Here is a 26,528-nt window from a genome sequence, read left to right as displayed (position 1 = left end):
GCGGCATGACACAATTAACAGTTAAAGCACTGAGTGATGAGATTGGTACGCCAGTCGACCGCTTGATTGAGCAACTTGCTGACGCTGGCATTAACAAGGCGAGCTCTGACAATGTCTCAGATGAAGAGAAGCAAAAGCTTCTCTCTCATCTGAAGAAAGAACACGGTGACAAATCTGGCGATTCAGAGCCGACTCGCCTTACGCTACAGCGTAAGACCCGAAGCACACTTAGTGTAAATGCGGGTGGTGGTAAGAGTAAGAATGTTCAGGTTGAGGTACGTAAAAAACGTACATACGTGAAGCGCAGCACTATCGAAGACGATGCAAAACGTGAAGCTGAGGAAGCAGCAAAACGTGAAGCTGAAGAGCTTGCGAATCGTGAGGCTGAGGAGCGAGCCAAACGTGAAGCTGCAGAGAAAGCACAGCGCGAAGCCGATGAGAAAGCGAAACGAGAAGCGGATGCAAAACGTGAAGCTGAAGAACAGGAAAAACGCGCACAAGCTGAAAAGGCTAAGAAACAGATGAATGCAAAAAATGCGGTAGTTAATACGCAAGCGAAGAAAGAAGCAGACGAGCTGAAGCGTCGTCAAGAAGAAGAAGCCCAACGTAAAGCTGAGCAAGAAGCAGCGAAACTTGTAGAAGAAGCGCGTAAACTTGCTGAAGAAAACGAAGCTCGTTGGACTGAAGAAGAGAGCAAGAAGAAAGAACTTGAAAACTCTGATTACCATGTAACGACTTCTTCATACGCTCGTGAAGCAGAAGACGCTGCTGACCGTAACGAAGAAGGCGGTGCGCGTCGTAAGAAGAGAAAACCTTCTCAAAAAGATGATAAAGCACGCAATGTTGGCCGAGGTCAGCGCGGTGGTAAAGGCGGTCGTAAAGGTAAACTAGCTAAGCCAACATCAATGCAGCATGGCTTCGATAAGTCAGCGACAGTTGCTAAACAAGATGTTGTGATTGGTGAAACAATCGTTCTGTCTGAACTTGCTAACAAGATGTCTGTGAAAGCGACTGAAGTTATCAAAGTGATGATGAAGATGGGCGCGATGGCGACTATCAACCAGGTAATCGACCAAGAAACTGCGCAGCTTGTTGCTGAAGAAATGGGGCATAAGGTTGTTCTTCGTAAAGAGAACGAGCTAGAAGAAGCAGTGCTTTCAGATCGTGATACCAATGCGGAAGCGGTTCCTCGTGCTCCGGTTGTAACTATCATGGGCCACGTTGACCACGGTAAAACGTCAACTCTTGACTACATTCGTCGTACCCACGTTGCTTCAGGCGAAGCGGGTGGTATTACGCAGCACATTGGTGCGTACCACGTTGAAACTGAAAACGGCATGATCACTTTCCTTGACACTCCGGGACACGCTGCGTTTACCGCAATGCGTGCTCGTGGTGCTCAAGCGACAGATATCGTAGTACTTGTTGTTGCAGCAGACGATGGCGTAATGCCACAGACTGTAGAAGCTATCCAGCACGCAAAAGCGGCAGGTGTGCCTCTGATTGTTGCTGTGAACAAGATCGATAAAGAAGGTGCTAACCCTGATAACGTTAAGAACGAGCTAGCGCAATACGACGTTATTCCAGAGGAGTGGGGCGGTGAAAACATTTTTGTTCACATTTCTGCGAAACAAGGTACCAACATCGACTCTCTTCTTGAGTCAATCCTTCTTCAGTCTGAAGTTCTGGAACTAACTGCTGTTGCAGAAGGCATGGCGTCTGGCGTAGTTGTTGAATCTCGCCTGGATAAAGGTCGTGGTCCGGTTGCCACTGTACTTGTTCAGTCTGGTACGCTAAACAAAGGCGATATCGTACTTTGTGGTCAGGAATACGGTCGTGTTCGTGCTATGCGTGACGAACTAGGTCAAGAAATCACAGAAGCTGGTCCATCAATCCCAGTTGAGATCTTGGGTCTTTCTGGCGTCCCTGCTTCAGGTGATGAAGCAACAGTTGTTCGTGACGAGCGTAAAGCGCGTGAAGTTGCTAACTACCGTGCAGGCAAGTTCCGTGAAGTGAAACTGGCTCGTCAGCAAAAATCTAAACTAGAGAACATGTTCTCTAATATGACTGCTGGTGAAGTCGCTGAACTGAACGTTGTTCTTAAAGCTGACGTACAAGGTTCTGTGGAAGCAATTGCAGACTCGCTACTGAAACTGTCTACTGACGAAGTAAAAGTGAACATCGTGGGTTCTGGTGTTGGCGGTATCACAGAAACTGATGCAGTACTGGCAGAAGCTTCAAACGCAATCATCCTTGGCTTTAACGTACGTGCGGATGCATCTGCTCGCCGTGCTATTGAAGCAGCAAGCGTTGATCTACGTTACTACTCAATCATTTACCAATTGATTGACGAAGTTAAACAGGCAATGGGTGGTATGCTTGCTCCGGAATTCAAGCAAGAGATCATTGGTCTTGCTGAAGTTCGTGACGTATTTAAGTCACCGAAACTGGGCGCAATCGCTGGTTGTATGGTTACTGAAGGTCTGATTAAGCGTAACAACCCAATCCGCGTACTGCGTGATAACGTTGTTATTTACGAAGGTGAACTAGAGTCACTACGTCGCTTTAAAGATGACGTTCAAGAAGTTAAGAATGGCTACGAGTGTGGTATCGGCGTTAAGAACTACAATGACGTTCGCGTTGGTGACCAAATCGAAGTATTCGAAATCGTTGAAATTCAACGTACTCTAGACTAATAGACTAAAATTACTAAGATTATCTTTGATAGATAAGTAGTAATTGGTTGTTGAATACACCATGGGGGGCTGGCTTTGACCAACCCCCCATTCTTTCTATATAAGAGAAAAGATATGTCAAAAGAATTTAGCCGCACGCAGCGCGTTGCACAGCAGCTGCAAAAAGAACTGGCAATGATCCTTCAGCGCGAAGTTCGTGATTCACGTCTGGGCATGGTTACCATCTCTGATGTGGAAGTCTCTCGTGACCTTGCTTACGCAAAAGTATTTGTGACTTTTCTGTGTGTGGGTGAGCAGACTCCAGAATCATGTTTAGCAGCGCTTCGTGAACACGAAGTTCATATCCGCATGATGCTAGGTAAACGCATTCGTCTGCGCCTGACTCCGGAAGTCCGCTTCTACTACGACAACACTTTAGTAGAAGGTATGCGTATGTCTAACCTGGTTACTGAAGTAGTAAACACTGATAAGCAGAAGCAAAAAAATTCTGGCCGTGAGGATGAAGAATAATGGCTCGTCGTCGTAAAGGCCGTCCAGTTAATGGCGTTATCTTGTTGGATAAACCAACGGGTATCTCTTCCAATGATGCGTTGCAAAAAGTAAAGCGAATCTATTTCGCTGAAAAAGCGGGTCATACTGGTGCATTGGATCCTCTAGCGACGGGTATGTTGCCAATCTGTTTAGGTGAGGCAACCAAGTTTTCTCAGTTCCTATTGGACTCAGACAAGCGCTACCGAGTGATCGCAAAACTGGGTGAGCGTACTAATACTTCGGACTCTGATGGCGAAGTAGTAGAAACGCGTTCGGTAAATGTGGATCTTGAGAAGCTAGAAGCGTGCATTGATAAGTTCCGTGGTGAATCTGATCAAGTGCCTTCAATGTTTTCAGCGCTGAAGTATCAAGGTAAGCCCCTATACGAATACGCTCGTAAAGGTATCGAGGTTCCTCGTGAATCACGTAAAATCACCGTCTACGAAATCGTTCTTCACCGCTTTGAAGGCGACGAAGTTGAGATGGAAGTGCGTTGCTCAAAGGGTACTTACATTCGTACTATCGTTGATGATCTTGGCGAAATGCTAGGCTGTGGCGCGCATGTGACCATGCTTCGTCGTACTGGTGTTGCTAAGTATCCCTACGAGAAAATGGTAACACTTGAGCAATTGAACGAGTTGCTTGAGCAGGCGCATCGTCAGGAAATCGCACCACGCGAGTTGCTCGATCCTCTGCTTATGCCAATGGATACCGCAGTTGAAGACTTGCCAGAAGTAAATCTAATTCCTGAATTAGCAGATATGGTTCAGCATGGTCAACCCGTTCAAGTAAGTGGCGCTGCTACAGAAGGTTCTTTACGCCTGACTATGGGTGAAGAGCGTCTGTTTATCGGTGTTGGCGAGATGAACGATGATGGAAAAATTGCACCAAAGCGTTTGGTGGTTTTCCGTGACGAAGAGTAACTTCGTATCAATATTGAAAATACCGACCATTAGGTCGGTATTTTTATATTGCGTGGATGAGGAAACTTCCTTATAATCCGCGCTTCGCGTAGCGGCTGAATCAGAGATTGGCTGCTACAACTATAAACTTACTCTTATTAGGAGAGAATTATGTCTCTGAATGCAGAAACTAAAGCAGCAATCGTTGCAGAATACGCACAAGGCGAAGGCGACACTGGTTCACCAGAAGTTCAAGTAGCTCTACTTACAGCTTCTATCAACCACCTACAAGGTCACTTCAAAGCTCACAAAGGCGATCACCACAGCCGTCGTGGTCTTCTACGTATGGTTTCTCGTCGTCGTAAGCTTCTAGATTACCTAAAAGGTAAAGATCTAGCTCGCTACCAAGACCTAATCAAGCGTCTAGGCCTACGTCGCTAATCAGCGACTGCATAGCAGTTTGTCAAAAAAGGGGCTTTTAGCCCCTTTTTTGTTGCCCCTTATTTATTTTTGACTGCATAGCTTAGCCAAATCATCCTTAAGCCGTTATAATACTGGCGGCTTAATCTTTTGATACTGTTCTGGATAAGTGATTAGTCGCTGTTCAGTTGGGTATATTAGATTTTTATTAAACTCATAGCATTACAGTCAACCTCGTCGACCAAAAGGTCGCGGCTATTAAAAAGAAATTTAAGAGAGTTTCTTTTCACTAGTCGCGATTCGTAATGCCTTGAGTGTTTATTAACACACCTGAGCGGCTGTATATCAGTGCGCTTAGAAACAAGGAATAACAATGTTCGAAAAACCAGTTGTTAAAACGTTCCAGTACGGTAACCACACGGTTACTCTAGAAACTGGCGTTATCGCACGTCAAGCTACAGCAGCAGTAATGGTAACAATGGACGATACAGCAGTATTCGTTTCAGTTGTTGGTAAGAAAGAAGCAGTAGCGGGTCAGGATTTCTTCCCACTAACGGTAAACTACCAAGAGCGTACTTACGCTGCAGGTAAGATCCCAGGTGGCTTCTTCAAGCGTGAAGGACGTCCATCTGAAGGCGAAACACTGACAGCTCGTCTAATCGACCGCCCAATCCGTCCACTGTTCCCAGATGCATTCAAAAACGAAGTGCAAGTTATCGCAACAGTTGTATCTGTAAACCCAGACGTTCAGCCAGATATCCCAACCATGATTGGTACTTCTGCAGCGCTTGCTATCTCTGGTATTCCATTCAATGGTCCTATCGGTGCAGCACGTGTTGGCCACATTGACGGTCAGCTAGTTCTTAACCCTAGCCAAACTGAGCTAAACACTTCACGTCTAGATCTTGTTGTTGCGGGTACAGAGTCTGCGGTACTAATGGTTGAATCAGAAGCTGACAACCTGACTGAAGAAGAAATGCTGGCAGCAGTTGTGTTCGGTCACGATCAACAACAAGTTGTAATCAATGCAATCAACGAGTTCAAAGCTGAAGTTGCTACTCCAGCTTGGGATTGGGTTGCTCCTGAAGAGAACACTGCGCTTAAGACTAAGATTGCAGATCTAGCAGAAGCTAAGCTTGTTGAGGCTTACCAAATCACTGAGAAGATGGCTCGTTACGACCGTATCCATGCGATTGCAGCAGAAGTAAACGAAGCGTTACTTGCTCAAGATCCTGAAGCTGATACGAAAGAAATCCACACTATCTTCCACGATCTAGAGAAGACAGTAGTACGTCGTAGCATCATCGCGGGTAACCCACGTATCGACGGTCGTGAGAAAGACATGGTTCGTGCGCTTGACGTACGTACTGGCGTTCTTCCACGTACTCACGGTTCTGCGCTATTCACTCGTGGTGAAACTCAGGCTCTAGTGACAGCTACTCTAGGTACTCAACGTGATGCTCAAATCATTGATGAGCTAACGGGCGAGCGTAAAGACCACTTCCTACTACACTACAACTTCCCTCCATACTGTGTAGGCGAAACTGGTTTTGTAGGTTCTCCTAAGCGTCGTGAAATTGGTCACGGTAAACTGGCGAAGCGTGGTATTGCTGCAGTAATGCCATCAGTAGATGAGTTCCCGTACACTGTACGTGTTGTATCAGAAATCACAGAATCTAACGGTTCATCATCAATGGCTTCTGTATGTGGTACATCTCTGGCTCTTATGGACGCTGGTGTGCCAATCAAGTCTTCTGTTGCGGGTATCGCAATGGGTCTTGTGAAAGAAGGCGATGATTTCGTTGTTCTTTCAGACATCCTTGGTGACGAAGACCACCTGGGTGACATGGACTTTAAAGTAGCAGGTACTAACACTGGTGTTACTGCACTTCAAATGGACATCAAGATCGAAGGTATCACTAAAGAGATCATGCAAATTGCGCTTAACCAAGCACAAGGCGCACGTAAGCACATCCTGTCTGTAATGGATGAAGCGCTTGCTGGTGCTCGTGATGATATCTCTGAGTTCGCTCCGCGTATCCATACAATGAAGATCAGCGCAGAGAAGATCAAAGACGTTATCGGTAAAGGTGGTGCTGTTATCCGTGCTCTAACTGAAGAGACGGGTACAACTATCGAAATCGAAGACGACGGTACTATTAAGATTGCTGCAACTGAAGGTGCTGCTGCGAAAGAAGCTATCCGCCGTATCGAAGAGATCACTGCTGAAGTTGAAGTAGGTCGTATCTACACAGGTAAAGTTGCACGTCTTGCTGACTTTGGCGCATTCGTTACCATACTTCCTGGTAAAGATGGTCTGGTACACATCTCTCAAATCGCTGAAAAACGCGTTGAGAAAGTATCTGACTACCTAACTGAAGGTCAGGAAGTTCAAGTTAAAGTACTTGAAATTGATCGTCAGGGCCGTGTACGTCTAAGCATGAAAGAAGCGGTAGAGAAGCCAGCTGAAGATGCAGCAACTGAAGCACCTGCAGCTAAAGACGAGTAATCTAACGTTTGTCTTTCGGTCTTTTATTAGCTTAAAAGCCTGAAAGCATGCTATAAAGGGGAGCATTTTTGCTCCCTTTTTTTTGTCTGTTTCGCGGAGTTTGCACTCAGGGAAGGCAAATTATCCTACTATTGCATTTAAAGGTAAGGCAATAAGAGAAACTGACCCGGAGCGGTCCAAACAGGAGTACCAATTAGTGAAATGGTTTCAAACCGCAAGTTTATGTCTTGCTATCGCGCTGACCGGTTGCGTAAATACTTCTCAGCAATCGGCCCAGCAGTGGGTATATCCACCTATGGCCGTGCCTTTGCAGCCAAGCGTTCAGCAAGAAGTTCAAATTGCGCGTTTATCACAGCTTTTACAACGTCCTGATCTGAGTGATGAAGTTCGCGCAAAAATGCACTATGAGCGCGGCAATTTCTATGACAGTGTAGGTCTGCGTGACCTCGCTCGTTTGGACTTCAATCAATCTTTACAGTTGAATCCGGCTCAACCGGATATCTTTAATCTAATGGGTGTTTATTTTACTCAGGTTGGAGAGTTTGATGCAGCTTATGAAGCTTTCGATTCTACATTAGAACTTGCCCCTGATAATACTTACGCCGAGCGAAACCGCGCTATTGCGCTGTATTATGGTGGCCGTATTGATCTTGCGCTTGAAGACATGACCAAACACTATCAGGAGATGCCAAGCGATCCGTTCCGCGCATTGTGGTTGTATATTATTGAAGCAGCACAGGACCCTGCTCAAGCGGAAGAAAACCTTAAGAAACACTATCAACGTGATCGCAGTGAGGAGTGGGGCTGGGTTTTGGTCGCGATTATGCTGCGTGACGTTTCAGACGAGCAAGCTCTGAAAGTGATCATGGATGGTACAAGAGAGAACTACCGCCTTGCCGAGCGCCTTACTGAGACTTACTTTTACTTGGCTAAACGTCATCAGATTGAAGGTGACGTGGCAAGTGCAATATCGCTGTACAAGTTAGCTATTTCATTCAACGTCTATGATTATGTGGAACATCGGTACTCGTTTCTTGAGTTAGCTGAGATTTATAAGCAGCTTCAACAAGATAAGCTGGCAAAGCAGAAAGTCGAGCAACAACAGGGTAATTAGGATCTGTTGACCCTAACCTAAAGCCGCTCACTGAGCGGTTTTTTTGATGGCAAAGGACTATTCAGCGCCCCCTTTTCTCTGATAGTTCCTGCAGTCATGTCTGTAACGTTAAGTAGTTAGCTTTGCTAACACTTGGTGGTAGTTATGCAAAGCTCTATTTATAAACAGTTCTGGAAATACACGATTCCAACCGTTGCTGCCATGTTGGTGAACGGTTTATATCAAGTGATAGATGGTATTTTTGTTGGTCGCTATGTCGGTGCAGATGGGTTAGCGGGCATCAATGTCGCATGGCCTGTTATCGGTACGATACTTGGTATTGGAATGATGGTTGGAGTCGGGACTGGCGCGCTTGTTTCAATCAAACGGGGGAAGCAGGACCAAGAAGGAGCAAAGCGGGTATTAACGACTGGGTTACTTCTGTTAGTTGCATTGATGCCAGTGGTTGCTTTGGTTCTGTTCAACTTTTCGGATGACTTTATTCGCTGGCAGGGTGCGCAGGGCCGCGTGTATGAGTTGTCTCTTCAGTATCTGCATATATTGATTGCTTCATGTATTTTCACGCTCGGTTCGATTGCTACTCCATTCTTGCTGCGCAACGATGACAGCCCAAATATAGCCACGATGCTTATGGTGATTGGCGCTGCCACAAACATACTACTTGATTACATTTTCATTGCCTGGCTGGATTGGGAACTGACAGGAGCAGCGATTGCTACTGCATTAGCTCAAATGGTCGTCACCGTACTCGGTATTGGTTACTTCTTCAGTGCTAAAGCTAAGCTACGCTTGCGTATTGGTGATCTGAAGGTACAGCTAGATATCTTACCTAAGATTGTCGTGATTGGTGGCTCAAGCTTTTTTATGTACGCGTACGGCTCCTGCATGGTTGCATTGCACAACTCGCTGTTTGCCCAATACGGAAGTGCACTCTTAATCGGCGCATATGCAATTCTGGGTTATATCGTAACGGTTTACTTCTTGATAGCCGAAGGCATTGCCAACGGCATGCAGCCTCTGGTGAGTTATAATCATGGCGCAGGCAATGCGGAGAACATCCGAAAGTTACTTAAAATCGCGATGGGGACCTCGGTGTTTGGGGGCATCGCTTTTGTCGCCTTGATGAATATTTTTTCTTACGAACTGGTGTCAGTGTTTAACAGTACAGATCAGCAATTGATTGAGAGTGCTGTGGTAGGCATCCGGCTACACATGTTTGCCCTGTTCCTGGATGGGTTCTTAATGGTTTCTGCCGCTTATTATCAGTCACTGAATAAAGGCAGTAAGGCGATGTTTATCACGATCGGTAATATGGTGGTTCAACTGCCATTTTTGTTCATTCTGCCTAAAATATTCGGTGTGTCTGGTATCTGGATTGCGTTCCCATTGTCGAATATTGCGTTGAGCGTCGTGGTGATGAGTATGCTATGGCGTGATGTTAAAAAGCTGCTGAATGAGAGTTCACCTGAGACCAGTGTGAGAGCTTCTTCGTAATTATATAAAGCAAAAAGCGAGGGTTTAACCTCGCTTTTAATGACTTAAATATTTTTTACTTCTAACCCTGCAAGCTGGTGCCAGTAGCCATTACATTGACGGCCTTTGAGTGCCCGAGGCTGCTCGCCGTTTTCATTAGCGCGAAACTGTTCCAGTTCAGAGAAAGTACTGATACCGAGTGGACTCAGGCGCACAACATCAACCAACCCTTGCATACTTGGCAGGTCATTGATTAGGTTATAACAATAGCCAGACTGCGTCTGGATACCATTTAGATTAAAGACTTCCTGTCCCTCCTGGCTGCTTACCTGGATGCCGGTTGGGTATTTAATACAGCAGGTTTCACAATCGTCTTTCGCACGGTTCTCCGCGCGAGCCGTAAAGCAGCGTGCAGAGTAAGCCAGAGGCAAGTAACCATGGCTGAACACTTCGACTTCAAACTTGTTGCGAATACCAAGACTCTCACATTGGGTTAATGTGTCACTTAACCATTCACGCGAAAGCTCTACCGGCATACACCAGCGGGTCATACCTTGTTTGAGAAACAGATTTAGAGTGTGCGCATTGTAAGTGTTGATAGCAGGACCGACGACAAATGGCACCTTATGCTCTGATGCAAGCTGGATGGCTGAAACGTCATTTGCCTCGATAGCAAAGTCACCATTGTCGATGTACTTCTTCATGATGTTGACTTCACTTGGTGCTTCTAGCAGTGCCATGGTTGAAAGCACTACTTGTTTGCCGGTAGAGGAGAGATCTTTAGCAATATCAAACCAATGGGCGGGTTTCATTTCTCTGCGTTTGGAGCAGACTGTTTCGCCTAAATAGATAATGTCTGCCGTACTTTCTTTTGCTTGTTGGTAGAATGCTTCAACGTCTTGTTTTGGCCAGAAGTACAGCAATGGACCAAGGGCGTATTTCATTGATTTATCCATTTTAACCTCTATTGCCACTGACGGTGATAAGCACCGAGTGTGGTTTGTGTGCCTTCTGATACATTTGCCAGTGCAGCATCCCAGGCCGCTTCTACCTGGTAAGCTTCAGGGTTCGCCTGGTAGCGGTCAATCGCCGCTCGCCACGTGCGAGTTACTTGCTCTACATAAGCAGGGCTACGCTGACGCCCCTCAATTTTTACAGATGCAACATTTGCGGCAAACAGCTCCGGAAGCATGGAAAGGGTGTTCAGGCTGGTCGGCTCTTCCAGTGCGTGGTAGCGTTTTTTCTCGCCTTCAATGTCGGCCTCAAATCGGCCTTTACATAAAGTCGGGTAGCCCGCGTTTTCACCTGCGCAGTATCGATCAATCAAAATGTCATTGAGTCTGGACTCTAAGCCTTGTTCGGTTTCCTGCCAGCGGACGTATTTTGCCGGTGAGCAAGCGCCTACCGTGTTTGGTGACTCACCTGTCATATAAGATGATAAGTAACAACGGCCTTCAGACATAATACACAGACTACCGAAAGCAAAAACTTCCAGCTCTACGTCACTGGTGATGTTACGCGATAACTGTTTTACTTGATGAATGGAAAGCACACGTGGCAGTACCACTCGTTTAACGTTGAAGTTCTGCTTGTAAAAATTGATAGCTGCAACGTTAGTTGCCGATGCCTGTACCGATAGATGTAGTTCTAACTCCGGATATTTTCGAGCAGCGTATTCAAGCACTGCGATGTCAGCAACGATCAGAGCATCAACACCTAATGCTGCCGCGTTATCGACTGCATTTGTCCAGCGTTCAAAGCCATTTGGGTGAGCAAAGGTATTGAGTGCGATGTGGATCTTTTTGTTGCGGTCATGAACGTACTGCACCGCTTTTTCGAGTTTCTTGCCGTGAAAGTTTAAGCCGGCAAAGTGACGAGCGTTTGTATCGTCTTTGAAGCCGATATACACGGCATCTGCTCCGCAATCGATAGCGGTTTTAAGTGCAGGCAGGTTACCCGCAGGACACAAGAGTTCCATATGCTCATAATCGTAGAGAATCAAAAGGTGTCTGCATTTTATGAAGAATTATGAATAGCGAAATTGACCTAAGTTAGGTTTAGCTCAATAAACTCCTCATTTACCCCTTGTGAGTAAGGGGTTAGGTCTTATGGCGGCGGTTTTGCATAAAGAGTTCTTCGATTTCATGTTTAGGCTGAGGACGGTGAAAATGGAACCCTTGAATCGAATTGCATTGCAGGTTGGAAAGTAATGTGGCTTGCTGGTGCGTTTCTACACCTTCGGCGACCACCGTTAGATCCAGGGACTTACCCAGGTTGATGATGTTTTCTATTACGGTAATTTGCTTCGGTAATACGTCAATATCACTAATAAACGCCCGGTCTATTTTCAGCTCATCAATAGGGAAGCGAGCGAGATAAGACAAAGATGAATAACCTGTCCCGAAGTCATCAATGGATAGGGCAAAGCCAAGTTTCTTGATGGCGTTAAGCATCTGTAATGTGTGTTCACTGTCACTCATCACGGCGCTTTCTGTGAGCTCGAAGGTAATACAACTAGGATCGAGGTCGGTAGTACGCAGCAGTTTTTCCATAAAATCGATAAGTTGCGGATTACCAAACTGCTCTGGGGATAAGTTGATTGCGACACGCCCCGGTAAAACACCTTGTTGCTTCCAGCGCTTTACGGAGTTGAACACATCACGCATGACCACTCGCCCGAGGTGCTCAATCAATCCTGCGCGTTCGGCTACTGGGATGAAAGCCCCCGGACTGATGTAGCCTTCAACCGGATGTTTCCAGCGGACCAGAGCTTCAGCGCCGTTGATGCTGAAATCGCGAGCGTTCACTTTGGGTTGATACCATACTTCCAGGCCATTCTGCTGCAGCGCTTTTTGCAGTTCGATTTCCAGCCACAAGCGTTTGCGCGCTTCCTTATTCATCTGATCGTTAAAAGTGACCAGGCGGTTGCGTCCCCGATCTTTTGCTTCGTACATCGCTGTATCTGCATTTTGCAGCAGTATTCGCGCGTCTTGGCCATCTTCTGGATAACGGACACTACCGATTGAGCAAGCAAGTCGCTTGCTGAAATGTTGCAAATCAAAAGGCTGATTGATGAGTGAAATGATGCGCTCGGAAAGGACAGCGGCCGTATTCTCGTTTTCAGGCTCAGGTAACAGCACACCAAACTCATCTCCACCTAAGTGACCAAGGATAGCCTGGCTTGGCAATAAGCGTTTTAAACGGGTGGATACTTCCTGAATCACTTTGTCACCGATATGATGGCCGAGTGAGTCATTGATGTTCTTGAAGTTATCTATATCAAGATAAAAGAGCAGCAGAGGTGTCTTGCTTTTGATCAGCTGTTCCAGATGTTTGGTGAAACCGAAACGATTGTACAGCTTGGTCAGAGAATCAATATGAGCGTCTTCATTGAATGCAGATGCCAAGTTTTTAGGAGTATTGACTGCGTCTTGGATCAGGATTATTTGTGAAGTGTTGCCTAAAATTGTGGCTGAGTCAGCATGTAGCTGAACTTTACGCTCCAATCCACACTGAGCGCTGGTTAAACAGATAAATGGCTGCTCAGCAATCAGGGCGCTTACCGGAGAGCGAAATGCAGTCTTGGTTTTTTCATCAATAAACAAACGACTGAGCTTTTCACCCAGAAGATCGTGTGGAGAGTTTATCCCCAGTAACCTTGCTGATGCCGGATTGGCTGAGATGATAATATCGCCTTCGGTAAGCAAAAAACCATCAGGTAACAGATGTGTCAGCTTTGCAAACTTACTTTCTGACTCTTCAAGTGAACGGACTAGAATTTGTTTCTCAGAGGTATCGACGGCATGAAAAATGATGAATCTGACTTCAGTACTTTCATAAACGGGTGATAAGCTAAAGTGAAGACTGGTTTCGAGATCGGTATCATCCAGGGTAATCTCTGCTTCGACGTGGTTACCGTTAAATGCACGCTGGTAGTACGGAGCCAGTTTCTGATAGAACTGTTCCCCTAAGACATGCTTGTCGTTGAGCCCAACGATTTCCTTACTGCTTAGCCCAGCGATATCACAATAGCGCTCACTCACGATTCGATAGTTATGTTCTCTGTCAATAATGGCAAAGAAGAAAGGACTATTCGATGTTAGCGTGGAAAACCAATGTTGTAATTGTTGGGAAGGCATTAGGTTACTACCGATCTCCAAAGATCCAAGTGATTCATGCGTGTTTTAAACGCACGAAGAGAAAAGCGAGTTTCTGGTGTCTAGTTTTTTGTCTTACAACTACTCAAGTCTTTGACTTGATTGAAGTCATCTGAAAAATAGGCGTTTGACAACTATAACTGTGAAAATGCGGTTGTTAAAGCGTTTATCGCTCTCTTCAATGCAATAATACTTGAGAGGTCAAAAAAATGAAGATTTTATGCAGTGGTGAAAAAAGTTTGTTTATTGATACATGACAGGTATTACGCGCACACAATTCCGTAATATTGATGCCTTGATCATAAAGTAACGGGTATAGAACGTGTTAAACAAGCTTCGTAGTCAACTAGTCAATAACGCAGCGCATATCTTGCGGTCTCCAATCCGGTTAATGCCTCAATCGCTTCAGAAAAAAGCCTTGCTCGATGGTCTTAACCTGGTATTTAAAGAGGCTTTAGACGATGGTGACTTTGATTTTTTGCAAGACAAATGGTTAAAAGTTGCGATTAAGGACTTGGATTAGCATGGTATATCAGCTACCAAGATGAAAATTTGCTGTTGGCTGAAAAACCTGTTCAGGAAGATGTGAGTTTTAGTGGTAATCTAAATGACCTAGTATTGATTGCTGGTCGTAAAGAAGACCCTGACACGTTGTTCTTCCAACGTCGCCTTTCTATTGAGGGCGATACTGAGCTTGGCTTAGAAGTGAAAAACTTAATGGACAGTGTCGACTTAGAGCAGTTACCAAAAGCAATGCAAGTAGCACTGAACCAACTGGCTGATTTTGTTCATAAAGGGGTTCAAGAGCCTGCACAACAACCCGGAGTAGCGAATGCTTATTCGAACTGAAGCCCCTGCGGACATTCTTACCATTGACCGCTTATTGAAACACGCATTTCCAACGGATGCAGAAGCTAATCTGGTGATGCGTCTGAGAGAAAACAGCAAGCTTACTTTATCGCTGGTGGCGTGTACTGATGAAGGTGAAGTAATTGGTCACGCTCTATTCAGCCCAGTTACGTTAAATGGTGAAGATTTGTCATGGCAAGGGCTGGCACCTTTGGCTGTTCATGAGGAGTATCGTCGCCAGGGCATCGGTGCGCAGCTGATCAAAGAAGGTTTCGACTCTTTACGCGACTTTGGCTATCAGGTATGTGTGGTGCTTGGTGACCCAGACTACTATGCCCGCCAAGGTTTTCAGGCTAGTGACGAGCTGGGATTCGAATGCGCTTGGGAAGTGCCTAAAGGTGCGTTTCGCATTGCAGAGCTGGTAGAAGGTCAATTTGAAGGACGTTCTGGTCGCATCGACTATTCACCAGAGTTCTCAGAGCTATAACTAATCATCTATAACTAATCAGTTACAACGTACATAGCAGTCAGTGGGGAACCTCTGGCTGTTTTTTATTACATTTCATTTTTCACCGCTCAGGTTAAATAATTTAGACATTCCATTGTTATTCCCTATTAAGCTTCAGTATTCAGTATTCAGTATTCAGTATTCAGTATTCAGTATTCAGTATTCAGTAATCGATCATTGGGTATCGTTACTATTCTTTGATAGTATTGCCGGGTTCAAACAGGTGACGAAAAATGTCGATAAACGAGAAACAGTATTTACATGAGATGGGAATCAGCACTTGGGAGTTGGTTCACCCAGATAGACTGGCTGGATATCAATCACCGATGATTGAGCTGCCTGGTAGTTGCAAACTTCTTTTGGTTTCACCGGGATGTCCTGTGAATGAGTCTGCGAATCTGTTTGAGAAAATACTCAAGAGTATGAAGCTGACAGTCGACCAATCCATGCACCTAGAGCCTGAGCGCTTACCTCTTTTAGCAGAGCATCAACTTGAGTGGATATGGTTTGCTGGCTGTGAAGCGCTAACGGTTGAAAACATCAAACAACTGACCTCTCCTTTGCTGGAAGATATCGATGGTAACAACGAACAAAAGCGCGCACTTTGGCAGCAGATTTGTTCCTACTCGTAACGCTTGTATTACGCTGTGGCACCACACAGTTAAGTTTTAAATAGGTTTTATAATGGCGATTGAGATAGTCCCAATACGTATTGAGCATTTGGATCAAGTGTGGCAAATCGAACAGCAAGCGCACTCACACCCCTGGGCAGAGTCTCTGGTTCGAGATTTATCAAGCCGGGGCGCTTGTCACCATGTGATGTTGGAAGGTGGTACGGTTATCGGTTATTTCTATGCTCAGAATATTGTCGGTGAGGTGACATTGCTCAATATCGCAATAGCTCCTTCACAACAAGGTAAAGGCTATGGACAGAAGCTGCTGGATGCGTTTTTAGAACACTGTGAACAAGTAAAAGCAGAAAGCGCCTGGCTCGAAGTGAGAGAAAGTAATCAAGCTGCAATTCATATCTATGAGCAGGCGGGGTTCAACGAGTTAGACCGTCGCTATAACTATTACCCTGCTAAAACAGGCAATGGCAAAGAAGATGCGATCATCATGAGTTATATCTTCTTTCATTAGCCAAAAACACGTTATATTAGGGATGATGTCCCAAAGCGATCAGTTGCCCCTAAAGCAATAATAAGCGAGAATACCGCGCAAAATTGAATCTAAAAATGCATGTTTGTTTTTCAGCAAGCGTGCATACATCAAAGAAGACCCGTTTCATGTCAAATACACCTTTTCTAGGCGAAGTCTCTAAACGCAGAACATTCGCTATTATTTCGCACCCGGATGCGGGTAAAACAACCATCACCGAAAAAGTACTGTTATTCGGAAACGCGATCCAAAAAGCAGGTACTGTCAAAGGTCGTGGTAATGCACAACATGCAAAATCTGACTGGATGGAAATGGAAAAGGAACGTGGTATCTCGGTTACCACTTCTGTGATGCAGTTTCCTTACAACGATTGTCTGGTGAACCTGCTCGATACTCCGGGGCACGAAGACTTCTCTGAAGATACCTACCGCACTCTAACCGCAGTAGACTCATGTCTGATGGTTATCGATGCGGCGAAAGGTGTCGAAGATCGTACCCGTAAACTGATGGAAGTAACCCGTCTTCGTGATACGCCAATCGTCACTTTCATGAACAAACTTGACCGTGACGTTCGTGATCCGATGGAAGTTCTGGATGAAGTAGAAAACGAACTGGGTATGATGTGTGCACCAATTACCTGGCCAATCGGTTGTGGTAAAGAGTTTAAAGGTGTTTACCATATTCACCGTGATGAGACGATTCTGTACGAATCTGGTCATGGGCATGAGATTCAGGAAGTCCGTATCATTAAAGGTCTGGATAACCCGGAACTGGATGAAAAAGTCGGTGCGGATCTGGCGGAAAGCGTACGTGAAGAGCTTGAGCTTGTTATGGGTGCTTGCCCAGAGTTCGAACTGGAGTCATTCCTGACTGGTGAATTAACGCCGGTTTATTTCGGTACCGCATTGGGCAACTTCGGTGTAGACCATATGCTGGATGGTCTGACAGAGTGGGCGCCTGCGCCGAAAACTCGTCAGGCAGTTGAGCGTGACGTTGAAGCAACAGAAGACAAGTTCTCGGGTTTTGTGTTTAAGATTCAGGCAAATATGGATCCAAAACACCGTGACCGTATCGCCTTTATGCGTATCGTATCGGGTACTTACACGCAGGGTATGAAGATGAACCATGTTCGTCTTGGTAAGCAGGTGAGTATCTCTGACGCCGTAACCTTTATGGCGGGTGATCGTGCTCGTGCAGAACACGCTTACGCCGGTGACATTATTGGTCTGCATAACCACGGAACGATTCAGATTGGCGATACGTTTACTCAAGGTGAATCACTTAAGTTCTCTGGTATTCCTAACTTTGCGCCGGAGCTGTTCCGTCGTATTCGTCTGAAAGATCCACTAAAGCAGAAACAGCTGCTGAAAGGCTTGGTTCAGCTTTCGGAAGAAGGTGCCGTACAGGTATTCCGTCCTCTGCAAAACAACGATCTTATCGTTGGCGCGGTAGGTGTGCTTCAGTTTGATGTGGTTGTTGCTCGTCTGAAATCTGAATACAACGTAGAAGCGATTTACGAAGGCGTAAACGTAGCAACGGCTCGCTGGGTAGAGTGTGGTGACGCGAAGAAACTAGATGAGTTCCAACGTAAGAACCAGGCAAACTTAGCACTCGATGGTGGTGATAACTTAACCTACATCGCACCAACTATGGTTAACCTGAACCTTGCTAAAGAGCGCTTCCCTGATGTTGAATTCCGTGCGACTCGTGAGCACTAACAGACGTTAATTGAACGCCGCTGTATAGCGACTGGATTTTAAAACGCCCTTGGCTATAGACTTAGTCAAGGGCGCTTTTATATCAGCTAGAATGATTTGAATTGTGTGAGGATGCAACATGAACTGGATTAAAAGAGGAATCAAGCGCTACGACGATTGGTGTGACGAGATGGGGTTAACGCCCGATCAAAAGCGCAGCTGCGTACCTTACCGAAAAGACCCGGTACATAAAGGTGAGGAGAAAATTACATCGTCTCAACCCGGTGATAGTCATGAGCAATCCCAAGATGAAGCTCTTTGATACCCATTGTCATTTCGATTTTGATGAATTTCAGGATGATTTTGAACACAACCTGAAACTCGCGGAGGAGCAGGGGGTAAGACGAATCCTTATCCCGTCGGTTGGTCCTTCAAACTGGTCACGTATTCAAACCTTAGCAAAGCAAAGTCCCCACTTATATTACGCATTAGGCTTCCATCCCTATTTTCTCGATCAAAGGTTTGAGCAATTTTTGCCGCAACTTGAGCAGTATTTGTTTCACGAATGTCCTCAGTGCGTCGCAATAGGAGAGTGCGGTTTAGATTTTGCAATCGACGTACCCGTTTCACTTCAGGAAAAAGCGCTTGAGATCCAGTTTGAGTTAGCCAGACGTTTTGACCTGCCGGTTGTTTTACATAGCCGCAAAGCACACAACCGACTAATTCAAATGGTCAAGGCGGCGAAGTTACCAAAAGGTGGTGTTGTGCATGCTTTTTCTGGTAGTTATCAGCAGGCAACGGAGTGGGTTAAATTAGGATTTTTCATCGGTGTAGGGGGCACCATTACTTACCCGAGAGCCAAGAAAACCCGCGATGCTATTCAAAAGTTGCCTCTTGAAAAACTCGTTATTGAAACAGATGCGCCAGATATGCCTATACTTGGGTATCAGGGGCAGCCTAATCACCCGGCTAAACTCATTCATGTGTTTAATGAGTTAGTGCGGTTACGATCTGGCAAAAAGCAACCGATTGCTTCTCAGTTGTGGAGAAATAGCAATTTTGCCTTCTGTATCTGTGAATGAAATTCAAAGTTAGTGTTCAAACTAGAAATTACTTTCTTATTTGGTGTGAGTTCACTCACAAAGATTAGTGAATCAACCCAGAGTCTTAATAGAAAGTGTGAGGTTGGCATTACTTTAATTCATTATGCGTGAGTATAATTGCCCCCGCTTTATTAGCTCCATTTTGTTACACGCCAATAAATAACTTATAAGGAAGTCATAAACTATGAGCCTGTTTATGAGCCTAGTCGGTATGGTAGTGCTTCTTGCAATCGCATTTGCATTCTCATCTAACCGCAAAGCTATCAATTTTAGAACCGTAGGTGGCGCATTCGCTATCCAATTCGCATTAGGTGCATTTGTTCTTTATGTACCTTGGGGCCGTGATCTACTGAACGGTTTCTCTAGTGGTGTATCTAACGTTATCGCATATGGTAACGATGGTACGTCATTCCTGTTCGGTGGTCTTGTTTCAGACAAGATGTTCGAAGTGTTCGGTGGCGGTGGTTTCATCTTCGCGTTCCGTGTTCTTCCTACACTGATCTTCTTCTCAGCTCTGATTTCAGTTCTGTACTACATTGGCGTTATGCAATGGGTTATCAAGATTCTTGGTGGTGGCCTTCAAAAAGCGCTGGGCACTTCTCGTGCAGAATCAATGTCTGCAGCCGCTAACATTTTCGTAGGTCAAACTGAAGCACCGCTAGTTGTTCGTCCATTCGTTCCAAAGATGACTCAATCTGAGCTATTTGCGGTAATGTGTGGTGGTCTTGCTTCTGTTGCTGGTGGTGTTCTTGCAGGTTACGCATCAATGGGTGTACCTCTAGAGTACCTAGTAGCGGCGTCATTCATGGCGGCTCCTGGTGGCCTATTGTTCGCTAAGATTCTTCATCCTGAAACTGATCAGCCTCATGAAGATTTCGAAGAAGCAATGGACGGTGGCGACGACAAACCTGCGAACGTTATCGATGCAGCAGCAGGCGGCGCAGCTTCAGGTTTGCAACTTGCTCTTAACGTTGGTGCGATGTTGATTGCATTTATCGGTCTGATCGCTCTTATCAACGGTATGCTAGGTGGCGTTGGCGGTTGGTTCGGTATGCCAGAACTAACACTAGAATTGATCCTAGGTTGGTTGTTCTCTCCACTTGCATTCCTAATCGGTGTTCCTTGGGCTGAAGCAACGACAGCTGGCTCATTCATCGGTCAGAAAATTGTTGTGAACGAATTCGTTGCGTACCTGAACTTCACGCCATACATCGGTGATAACGCTCAAGTAATCGCGGCAACTGGTGAAGTGATGTCTGAGAAGACAACAGCTATCATCTCATTCGCACTATGTGGCTTCGCGAACCTTTCTTCTATCGCGATCCTACTTGGTGGTCTAGGTAGCCTTGCGCCAAACCGTCGCAGCGACATCGCGCGCATGGGTATTAAAGCAGTACTTGCTGGTACGTTGTCTAACCTAATGGCAGCGACAATTGCAGGCTTCTGCTTAAGCCTAGCAGCAATGTAATTTAGTACTGGTTCTTAATATATAGACGCCATATTAAATCATGCCCTGTAGCAAGAGATTGCTGCGGGGCTTTTTTTGTTTTCAGCGCTGAAAATTTTTAGATAGTGCCTAGGTCAACAGACCCTAGATAATGATTCTCATCTGACTATCGAGAGAAAGGAAAGCCTGAAAATTTTGAGATACAAACCGTTTGCGCTCTATTTGGTACTACAGTTTTGCGATGAATATCTATAATGTAGACATCAAAAGGCGAACACAACTTACTCAATGGGTAAATGAATTTCCCTGAAATATTAGATCTCGTAGGCATTTTGCTGGTGATGTGATATTAAAGACACCGCAATCATAGATTGTTGTGCCATAGGCCAAACTGGTACTGTGCGGTGACAAGGATAGCAATTGGCATAAGACATTTTCGCAGTCTACGCCGAGTCTTCATGGAACAAAGTCCGTTCATAAATCGATTACTGAGCCATTTTTAACATTATCTCGACTCCTTGATTATAGTTAGAGGTGAGATATGAGGCTGAGTAGTGAATTTTTTGAATATTGATCGGAGATAGAAATGAGCGATTTAAAAGCAGCTGCACTACGTGCACTTAAACTTATGGATCTTACAACGCTGAATGACGACGACACAGATGCAAAAGTGATCTCACTATGTCATGACGCGAAAACAGCAGTAGGCAACACTGCTGCAATCTGTATTTACCCTCGCTTTATTCCTATTGCTAAGAAGACACTTCGTGAGCAAGGCACTCCAGAAGTTCGCATTGCAACTGTGACTAACTTCCCACACGGTAACGACGACATCGAAATTGCCGTAGCTGAAACTAAGGCGGCAGTGGCTTACGGTGCAGACGAAGTTGACGTAGTTTTCCCATACCGTGCATTAATGGCGGGTGATGAGAAAGTGGGCTTCGAACTGGTTAAGCAATGTAAAGAAGCTTGTGGTGACATTCTTCTGAAAGTAATCATCGAAACGGGTGAACTGAAAGAAGAAGCACTTATCAAGAAAGCATCTCAAATCTGTATCGAAGCAGGTGCTGACTTTATTAAAACTTCAACTGGTAAAGTGCCAGTGAACGCAACGCCAGAATACGCTCGTATGATGCTAGAAGTTATTCGTGATATGGGTGTTGCAGAAACAGTTGGCTTTAAACCTGCTGGTGGTGTGCGTACTGCTGAAGATGCACAAGCATACTTAGCAATGGCTGACGAAATCCTGGGTGACAACTGGGTTGATGCTCGTCACTACCGTTTCGGTGCGTCAAGCCTGCTGACTAACCTACTTAATACATTAGAAGTAACAGACGAAACAGCTGATCCAACAGCTTACTAACACATCCGTCATATTTGACGCTGCAGCGTTGTTGACTGCATAAGTTCACCCTAATCACATAGAACCCCTATGCTCATAGGGATGAACTTACTTGTCGCCTAGCTGCAACGCCGACTATTTTAGATGTGACTAAAGAATCTGTCTAAATGGTAGCACCGCGTTTGGTGCTACCACTTTTCTGTCCTACTTTTACCATAGCTCCTATTTTTACCATTGATAATAGAAAGCTTGGGAGGCACTAATGTATTTACCACAAGAAATCATCCGTAAAAAACGTGACGGCGAAGCCCTTACCGCTGACGAAATTAATTTCTTTATCCAAGGTGTAGCAAACAACACTGTATCTGAAGGTCAGATTGCGGCTTTTGCTATGGCTATTTTCTTCAATGAAATGACGATGGAAGAACGAATCGCGCTGACTTGTGCTATGCGTGATTCAGGTATGGTTATCGACTGGAGCCATATGAACTTTGGCGGCCCGATTGTCGATAAGCACTCAACAGGTGGCGTTGGTGACGTTACGTCTCTCATGCTTGGCCCTATGGTGGCAGCATGTGGCGGTTTTGTACCAATGATTTCCGGCCGTGGCCTTGGGCATACGGGTGGTACGCTAGATAAATTAGAGTCTATTCCAGGCTACAACATCACACCAACCAACGAAGTTTTTGGTCAGGTAACCAAAGACGCGGGTGTTGCAATCATCGGCCAAACAGGTGACTTGGCGCCTGCTGATAAGCGTGTTTATGCGACGCGCGATATTACCGCAACCGTTGATAACATTTCGCTTATCACCGCTTCTATTCTTTCTAAGAAACTGGCAGCGGGTCTGGAATCTCTGGTTATGGATGTAAAAGTAGGTTCTGGCGCATTCATGCCAACTTACGAAGCGTCTGAAGAGTTAGCGAAATCTATCGTAGCAGTAGCAAACGGTGCTGGTACTAAGACGACTGCAATCCTGACAGACATGAACCAGGTGTTGGCATCATCGGCGGGTAACGCCGTTGAAGTCCGTGAAGCGGTTCGATTCCTGACTGGTGAATACCGTAATCCACGTCTTCTTGAAGTGACGATGGCTTCATGTGCGGAAATGCTGGTACTGGGTAAGCTGGCGAAAGATACAGAAGACGCACGCGCGAAACTGATGGAAGTGCTAGACAACGGTAAAGCAGCAGAGTGCTTCGGTAAAATGATCGCCGGCCTTGGTGGCCCTGCAGACTTCGTAGCAAACTACGAAAACTACCTGGAAAAAGCAGAAATTATTAAACCTGTTTACGCAACGGAAACAGGCATTGTTTCAGCGATGGATACTCGTGCCATTGGTATGGCTGTCGTTGCGATGGGTGGTGGTCGCCGCGTTGCAACTGATGTCATCGACTACGCGGTTGGTTTCGATGAGTTTATCCGTCTTGGCGAAGTTGCTGATAGCGACAAGCCTCTTGCGGTAATCCACGCTCGCACTGAAGAGCAGTGGGAAGAAGCGGCAAAAGCACTTCGCAGTGCTATTAAAGTTGGTGGTGAGTACACACCAACACCAGAGGTTTACCGCCAAATCCGCGCAGAAGATATTTAACGACCCACATAAGCGTTTGATTCTCTTCACTGGTTAAAGCCGTCAATTGATACTTTTCTTTTGACGGTATTTCCAGGGCAGGATTTTGCGCGCTTGTTTTCGGTTCTGAATCAGAAAATTTTTTACACAAGGTCTGCTCAACGTTAGAAACTTGCCGAGTGGACCGAAGGAATAAGCAATGAAAAGAGCATTTATTTTAGTACTAGACTCATTCGGCATTGGTGCAACCGCTGATGCAGAGCAATTTGGTGATGTAGGTTCAGATACACTTGGGCATATCGCTGACTTCTGTGAAAAATGTCAGGCAGATAACGATAAACGTCAGGGCGCACTTCGTCTTCCAAACCTGTCTAAATTAGGTCTAGCGATGGCTCACAAAGAGTCTACTGGTCGTTTTGCTCCGGGTTTAGATGCTGATGCAGAAATCATCGGTGCTTACGGACACGCAGCAGAGCTTTCATCAGGCAAAGATACTCCTTCTGGCCACTGGGAAATTGCGGGTGTTCCTGTACTGTTTGATTGGGGTTACTTCACTAACAAGACAAACAGCTTCCCTGAAGAGTTGACTAACCGCATCCTTGAGCGTGCTGGTCTTGATGGTTACTTAGGTAATTGTCATGCATCTGGTACACAAGTACTGGACGACTTGGGTGAAGAGCACATGAAGACAGGTCTGCCTATCTTCTATACTTCTGCAGACTCTGTATTCCAGATCGCATGTCATGAAGAGACATTTGGCCTGGATCGCTTGCTTGATCTTTGCCAGATCGCTCGTGAAGAACTGGCTGATTACAACATTGGCCGTGTAATTGCACGTCCATTCACTGGTCCTGGTAAAGGTCAGTTTGAGCGTACAGGTAACCGCCGTGACCTGTCTGTAGAGCCACCATCAGCAACCGTTCTGCAAAAGCTTGTTGAAGAGAAGCAAGGCGAAGTTGTTTCTATCGGCAAGATTGCAGACATCTACGCGAACTGCGGTATCACGAAAAAAGTGAAAGCGAACGGTATTCCTGCGCTGTTTGAAGCAACGCTAGAGCAAATTAAAGCAGCTGGCGATAACACAATCGTATTCACAAACTTCGTAGATTTTGACTCAGCATACGGTCACCGCCGTGATGTAGCGGGTTACGCTGCGGCTCTTGAGTACTTTGATGGCCGAATCAACGAAGTACTAGAGCTAATGGAAGAAGACGATGTGTTGATCCTGACTGCAGACCACGGTTGTGACCCAACGTGGCCAGGCACAGACCATACACGTGAACACATTCCAGTGTTGGTTTACGGCAACAAAGTACCGGCTGGCTCTCTTGGCCTTCGTGATACGTTTGCTGATATCGGTCAAACACTGGCGAGCCACTTTGGTACATCGCCAATGGATTACGGTAAAAACTTCCTATAATTAGGATATTCAAAACTAGGAGCTCATGTAGCTCCTAGTTTTTTATCTAGCAGTAGTGGATAGCTAGTTATGTGAATCGCTATCTATTACATGTCGAAAAACACTCTGGCTGGCACGTATTAAGCGCGATATGCCAGAGAAAGGTTAAGGAAAAGAAACATGGCAACTCCTCATATCAATGCTGAAATGGGTGCATTCGCAGACGTTGTTTTAATGCCTGGTGACCCGCTACGAGCAAAATACATCGCAGAAACGTTCCTTGAAGATGTGGTTCAGGTTTGTGACGTGCGCAATATGTTTGGCTATACCGGCACATACAAAGGTCGTAAGATCTCGGTAATGGGCCATGGTATGGGCATTCCGTCTTGCTCTATCTATGTGACTGAATTAATCAAAGACTTTGGTGTTAAAAAGGTAATTCGTGTCGGTAGCTGTGGTGCTGTCAATGAAGACATCAAAGTGCGTGATGTGGTCATTGGTATGGGAGCATGTACCGACTCTAAAGTTAACCGTATTCGCTTCAAAGGACATGACTTTGCTGCGATTGCTGATTACAAAATGGTACGTGCAGCAGAAGAAGCGGCGAAAGCGCGCGGCATTGATGTAAAGGTCGGTAACCTATTTTCTGCTGAGCTTTTCTATACCCCGGATCCAGAGATGTTTGATGTAATGGATAAATACGGCATTGTTGGCGTTGAAATGGAAGCGGCTGGTATTTACGGGGTTGCTGCTGAGTACGGTGCAAAAGCTCTGACTATCTGTACGGTTTCAGACCATATTAAAACAGGCGAGCAAACCACTTCTGACGAGCGTCAGAGCACGTTTAACGAAATGATGTTGATCGCTCTGGACTCTGTACTGCTGGGTGATAAAGATTAATTTTCTTATCTGATTGAATGCTAAACGGCTCGCAACTGCGAGCCGTTTTTTATACTTCAACTTATATCTGGAGCCATCATTTCTTACTTTGTAAGCAATAAATTTTCGCCTTTCTTCCGGCGAATCGGCTGACTGTGCAAAATTATAATAATCAGCATGCCACACAGGAAGCTCATCAGAACCATCAGGTACATGTAGCGATCGCTCTTACGGTAGTGATGATCGGAGATAGCCGTCACCTTGCCTGTTTCGAAGGTAACCCGAATAAAACCTACTACAGAACCGTCAGCGACGACGGGCTCCAGCAGTTGTTGGCGGCCAATCGAAGCGGTCGCTAACGGGGTATCTAATCCCAATACTTCTCGTACTGATAACGCATCTTCACTCGAGGCGAGGCGCACGCCTTCTGCATCATAAATGGTTGCATCAAACACCAGACGATCTTGCGCGAGCTGGTTAGTCAGCTGCAGCAGTCGTTCCTGGTCATTGTTCACAATCATTTCACTGGCAGACAGAGATGCCTGTGAAATCAAAACTTTGGTGAGTGTTTCAAGCTGATGCGCTTGAATTTTCTCATTGCCCTTACTGATTATCACACTGTTCTTTATTGTCATAAACAACATCACACACAATAGTATTAGTGCCAGTGCTCGCAGGGCATTCCTTACTGAGAATAAGGATTCACTCATGCTCTTTACTCATCGATTTAAAAACAAAACAAAGACTTGCCTTTTTAGTTTGTTGAGGTAACTT

The 26,528-nt window shown here is 45.5% G+C and carries 22 protein-coding genes and 1 pseudogene; 19 read left to right on the top strand and 4 right to left on the bottom strand.

Annotated elements, in window-relative coordinates; translation table 11 throughout:
• Positions 1-5 precede the first annotated feature (5 nt).
• From infB to KHN79_RS10695, 7 genes are all read left to right on the top strand, one after another.
• A complete protein-coding gene (gene infB, locus KHN79_RS10725) occupies positions 6-2,696 on the top strand; it encodes a translation initiation factor IF-2 (RefSeq protein WP_182008788.1) in 2,691 nt (896 codons plus the stop codon).
• 114 nt (positions 2,697-2,810) lie between these two features.
• Positions 2,811-3,206 (top strand): 30S ribosome-binding factor RbfA, encoded by a 396-nt coding sequence (gene rbfA, locus KHN79_RS10720; RefSeq protein ID WP_182008787.1) that lies wholly within the window; start codon positions 2,811-2,813, stop codon positions 3,204-3,206.
• Positions 3,206-4,150, top strand: a complete 945-nt coding sequence (truB, locus tag KHN79_RS10715) for a tRNA pseudouridine(55) synthase TruB (RefSeq protein WP_182008786.1) — start codon at positions 3,206-3,208, stop codon at positions 4,148-4,150. The genes rbfA and truB overlap by 1 nt, the downstream gene beginning before the upstream one ends.
• Before the next feature lie 150 nt (positions 4,151-4,300).
• Entirely contained in the window at positions 4,301-4,570 is a 270-nt protein-coding gene (gene rpsO, locus KHN79_RS10710) for a 30S ribosomal protein S15 (RefSeq protein ID WP_005449146.1), read from the top strand.
• Between the two features lie 352 nt (positions 4,571-4,922).
• Complete coding sequence (pnp, locus tag KHN79_RS10705) at positions 4,923-7,058, top strand: polyribonucleotide nucleotidyltransferase (protein WP_182008785.1); 2,136 nt, start codon at positions 4,923-4,925, stop codon at positions 7,056-7,058.
• Between the two features lie 196 nt (positions 7,059-7,254).
• Positions 7,255-8,172, top strand: a complete 918-nt coding sequence (nlpI, locus tag KHN79_RS10700) for a lipoprotein NlpI (RefSeq protein ID WP_182008784.1) — start codon at positions 7,255-7,257, stop codon at positions 8,170-8,172.
• 144 nt (positions 8,173-8,316) lie between these two features.
• The gene (locus KHN79_RS10695) at positions 8,317-9,666 is read left to right on the top strand and encodes an MATE family efflux transporter (protein WP_182008783.1); all 1,350 of its coding nucleotides are present in this window, start codon (positions 8,317-8,319) and stop codon (positions 9,664-9,666) included.
• Positions 9,667-9,710: 44 nt separating this feature from the next.
• Here the strand turns inward: KHN79_RS10695 and KHN79_RS10690 are convergent, their stop codons facing one another.
• From KHN79_RS10690 to KHN79_RS10680, 3 genes are all read right to left on the bottom strand, one after another.
• Positions 9,711-10,589: a U32 family peptidase gene (locus KHN79_RS10690; RefSeq protein ID WP_182008897.1), complete on the bottom strand. Its 879-nt coding sequence runs from the start codon at positions 10,587-10,589 to the stop codon at positions 9,711-9,713.
• A 20-nt stretch (positions 10,590-10,609) separates the two neighbouring features.
• On the bottom strand, positions 10,610-11,623 hold the full coding sequence (locus KHN79_RS10685; protein ID WP_182008782.1) for a peptidase U32 family protein: 1,014 nt from the start codon (positions 11,621-11,623) through the stop codon (positions 10,610-10,612).
• Between the two features lie 121 nt (positions 11,624-11,744).
• A complete protein-coding gene (locus KHN79_RS10680; RefSeq protein WP_182008781.1) occupies positions 11,745-13,784 on the bottom strand; it encodes an EAL domain-containing protein in 2,040 nt (679 codons plus the stop codon).
• Between the two features lie 340 nt (positions 13,785-14,124).
• Between KHN79_RS10680 and KHN79_RS10675 the strand changes: the two are divergent.
• From KHN79_RS10675 to deoD, 12 genes and pseudogenes are all read left to right on the top strand, one after another.
• Positions 14,125-14,651 (top strand): annotated as a pseudogene (locus KHN79_RS10675) (SCP2 domain-containing protein).
• A complete protein-coding gene (locus tag KHN79_RS10670; RefSeq protein WP_182008780.1) occupies positions 14,635-15,138 on the top strand; it encodes an N-acetyltransferase in 504 nt (167 codons plus the stop codon). Before KHN79_RS10675 ends, KHN79_RS10670 begins: the two are co-directional and overlap by 17 nt.
• A 254-nt stretch (positions 15,139-15,392) precedes the next feature.
• Entirely contained in the window at positions 15,393-15,791 is a 399-nt protein-coding gene (locus tag KHN79_RS10665) for a DNA polymerase III subunit psi (protein WP_182008779.1), read from the top strand.
• 52 nt (positions 15,792-15,843) lie between these two features.
• Positions 15,844-16,299 carry a ribosomal protein S18-alanine N-acetyltransferase gene (gene rimI / locus KHN79_RS10660; RefSeq protein WP_182008778.1) on the top strand — a complete coding sequence of 152 codons (456 nt, stop codon included), beginning with the start codon at positions 15,844-15,846 and terminating at the stop codon, positions 16,297-16,299.
• Between the two features lie 146 nt (positions 16,300-16,445).
• Positions 16,446-18,035, top strand: a complete 1,590-nt coding sequence (gene prfC, locus KHN79_RS10655) for a peptide chain release factor 3 (protein ID WP_182008777.1) — start codon at positions 16,446-16,448, stop codon at positions 18,033-18,035.
• A gap of 118 nt (positions 18,036-18,153) precedes the next feature.
• Positions 18,154-18,336, top strand: coding sequence for a DUF5363 family protein (locus tag KHN79_RS10650; protein WP_182008776.1), 183 nt, complete (start codon positions 18,154-18,156; stop codon positions 18,334-18,336).
• Positions 18,323-19,096, top strand: a complete 774-nt coding sequence (locus KHN79_RS10645; RefSeq protein ID WP_182008896.1) for a TatD family hydrolase — start codon at positions 18,323-18,325, stop codon at positions 19,094-19,096. Before KHN79_RS10650 ends, KHN79_RS10645 begins: the two co-directional genes overlap by 14 nt.
• Before the next feature lie 205 nt (positions 19,097-19,301).
• Positions 19,302-20,585 carry a NupC/NupG family nucleoside CNT transporter gene (locus KHN79_RS10640; RefSeq protein WP_182008775.1) on the top strand — a complete coding sequence of 428 codons (1,284 nt, stop codon included), beginning with the start codon at positions 19,302-19,304 and terminating at the stop codon, positions 20,583-20,585.
• A gap of 565 nt (positions 20,586-21,150) precedes the next feature.
• Complete coding sequence (deoC, locus tag KHN79_RS10635; protein WP_182008774.1) at positions 21,151-21,927, top strand: deoxyribose-phosphate aldolase; 777 nt, start codon at positions 21,151-21,153, stop codon at positions 21,925-21,927.
• A gap of 241 nt (positions 21,928-22,168) precedes the next feature.
• On the top strand, positions 22,169-23,497 hold the full coding sequence (gene deoA, locus KHN79_RS10630; RefSeq protein ID WP_182008773.1) for a thymidine phosphorylase: 1,329 nt from the start codon (positions 22,169-22,171) through the stop codon (positions 23,495-23,497).
• 178 nt (positions 23,498-23,675) lie between these two features.
• On the top strand, positions 23,676-24,896 hold the full coding sequence (locus KHN79_RS10625; protein WP_182008772.1) for a phosphopentomutase: 1,221 nt from the start codon (positions 23,676-23,678) through the stop codon (positions 24,894-24,896).
• Positions 24,897-25,055: 159 nt separating this feature from the next.
• On the top strand, positions 25,056-25,775 hold the full coding sequence (deoD, locus tag KHN79_RS10620; protein ID WP_182008771.1) for a purine-nucleoside phosphorylase: 720 nt from the start codon (positions 25,056-25,058) through the stop codon (positions 25,773-25,775).
• Between the two features lie 83 nt (positions 25,776-25,858).
• Here deoD and KHN79_RS10615 read toward each other — a convergent pair whose 3' ends face one another.
• Positions 25,859-26,464, bottom strand: coding sequence for a YtjB family periplasmic protein (locus KHN79_RS10615; protein ID WP_182008770.1), 606 nt, complete (start codon positions 26,462-26,464; stop codon positions 25,859-25,861).
• Positions 26,465-26,528 lie beyond the last annotated feature (64 nt).

The sequence above is a fragment of the Vibrio sp. B1FLJ16 genome (assembly GCF_905175385.1).
GTDB lineage: Bacteria > Pseudomonadota > Gammaproteobacteria > Enterobacterales > Vibrionaceae > Vibrio.
Note: the sequence above shows the minus strand (reverse complement) of the source record. Positions and strands in the feature narration are given on the sequence as shown.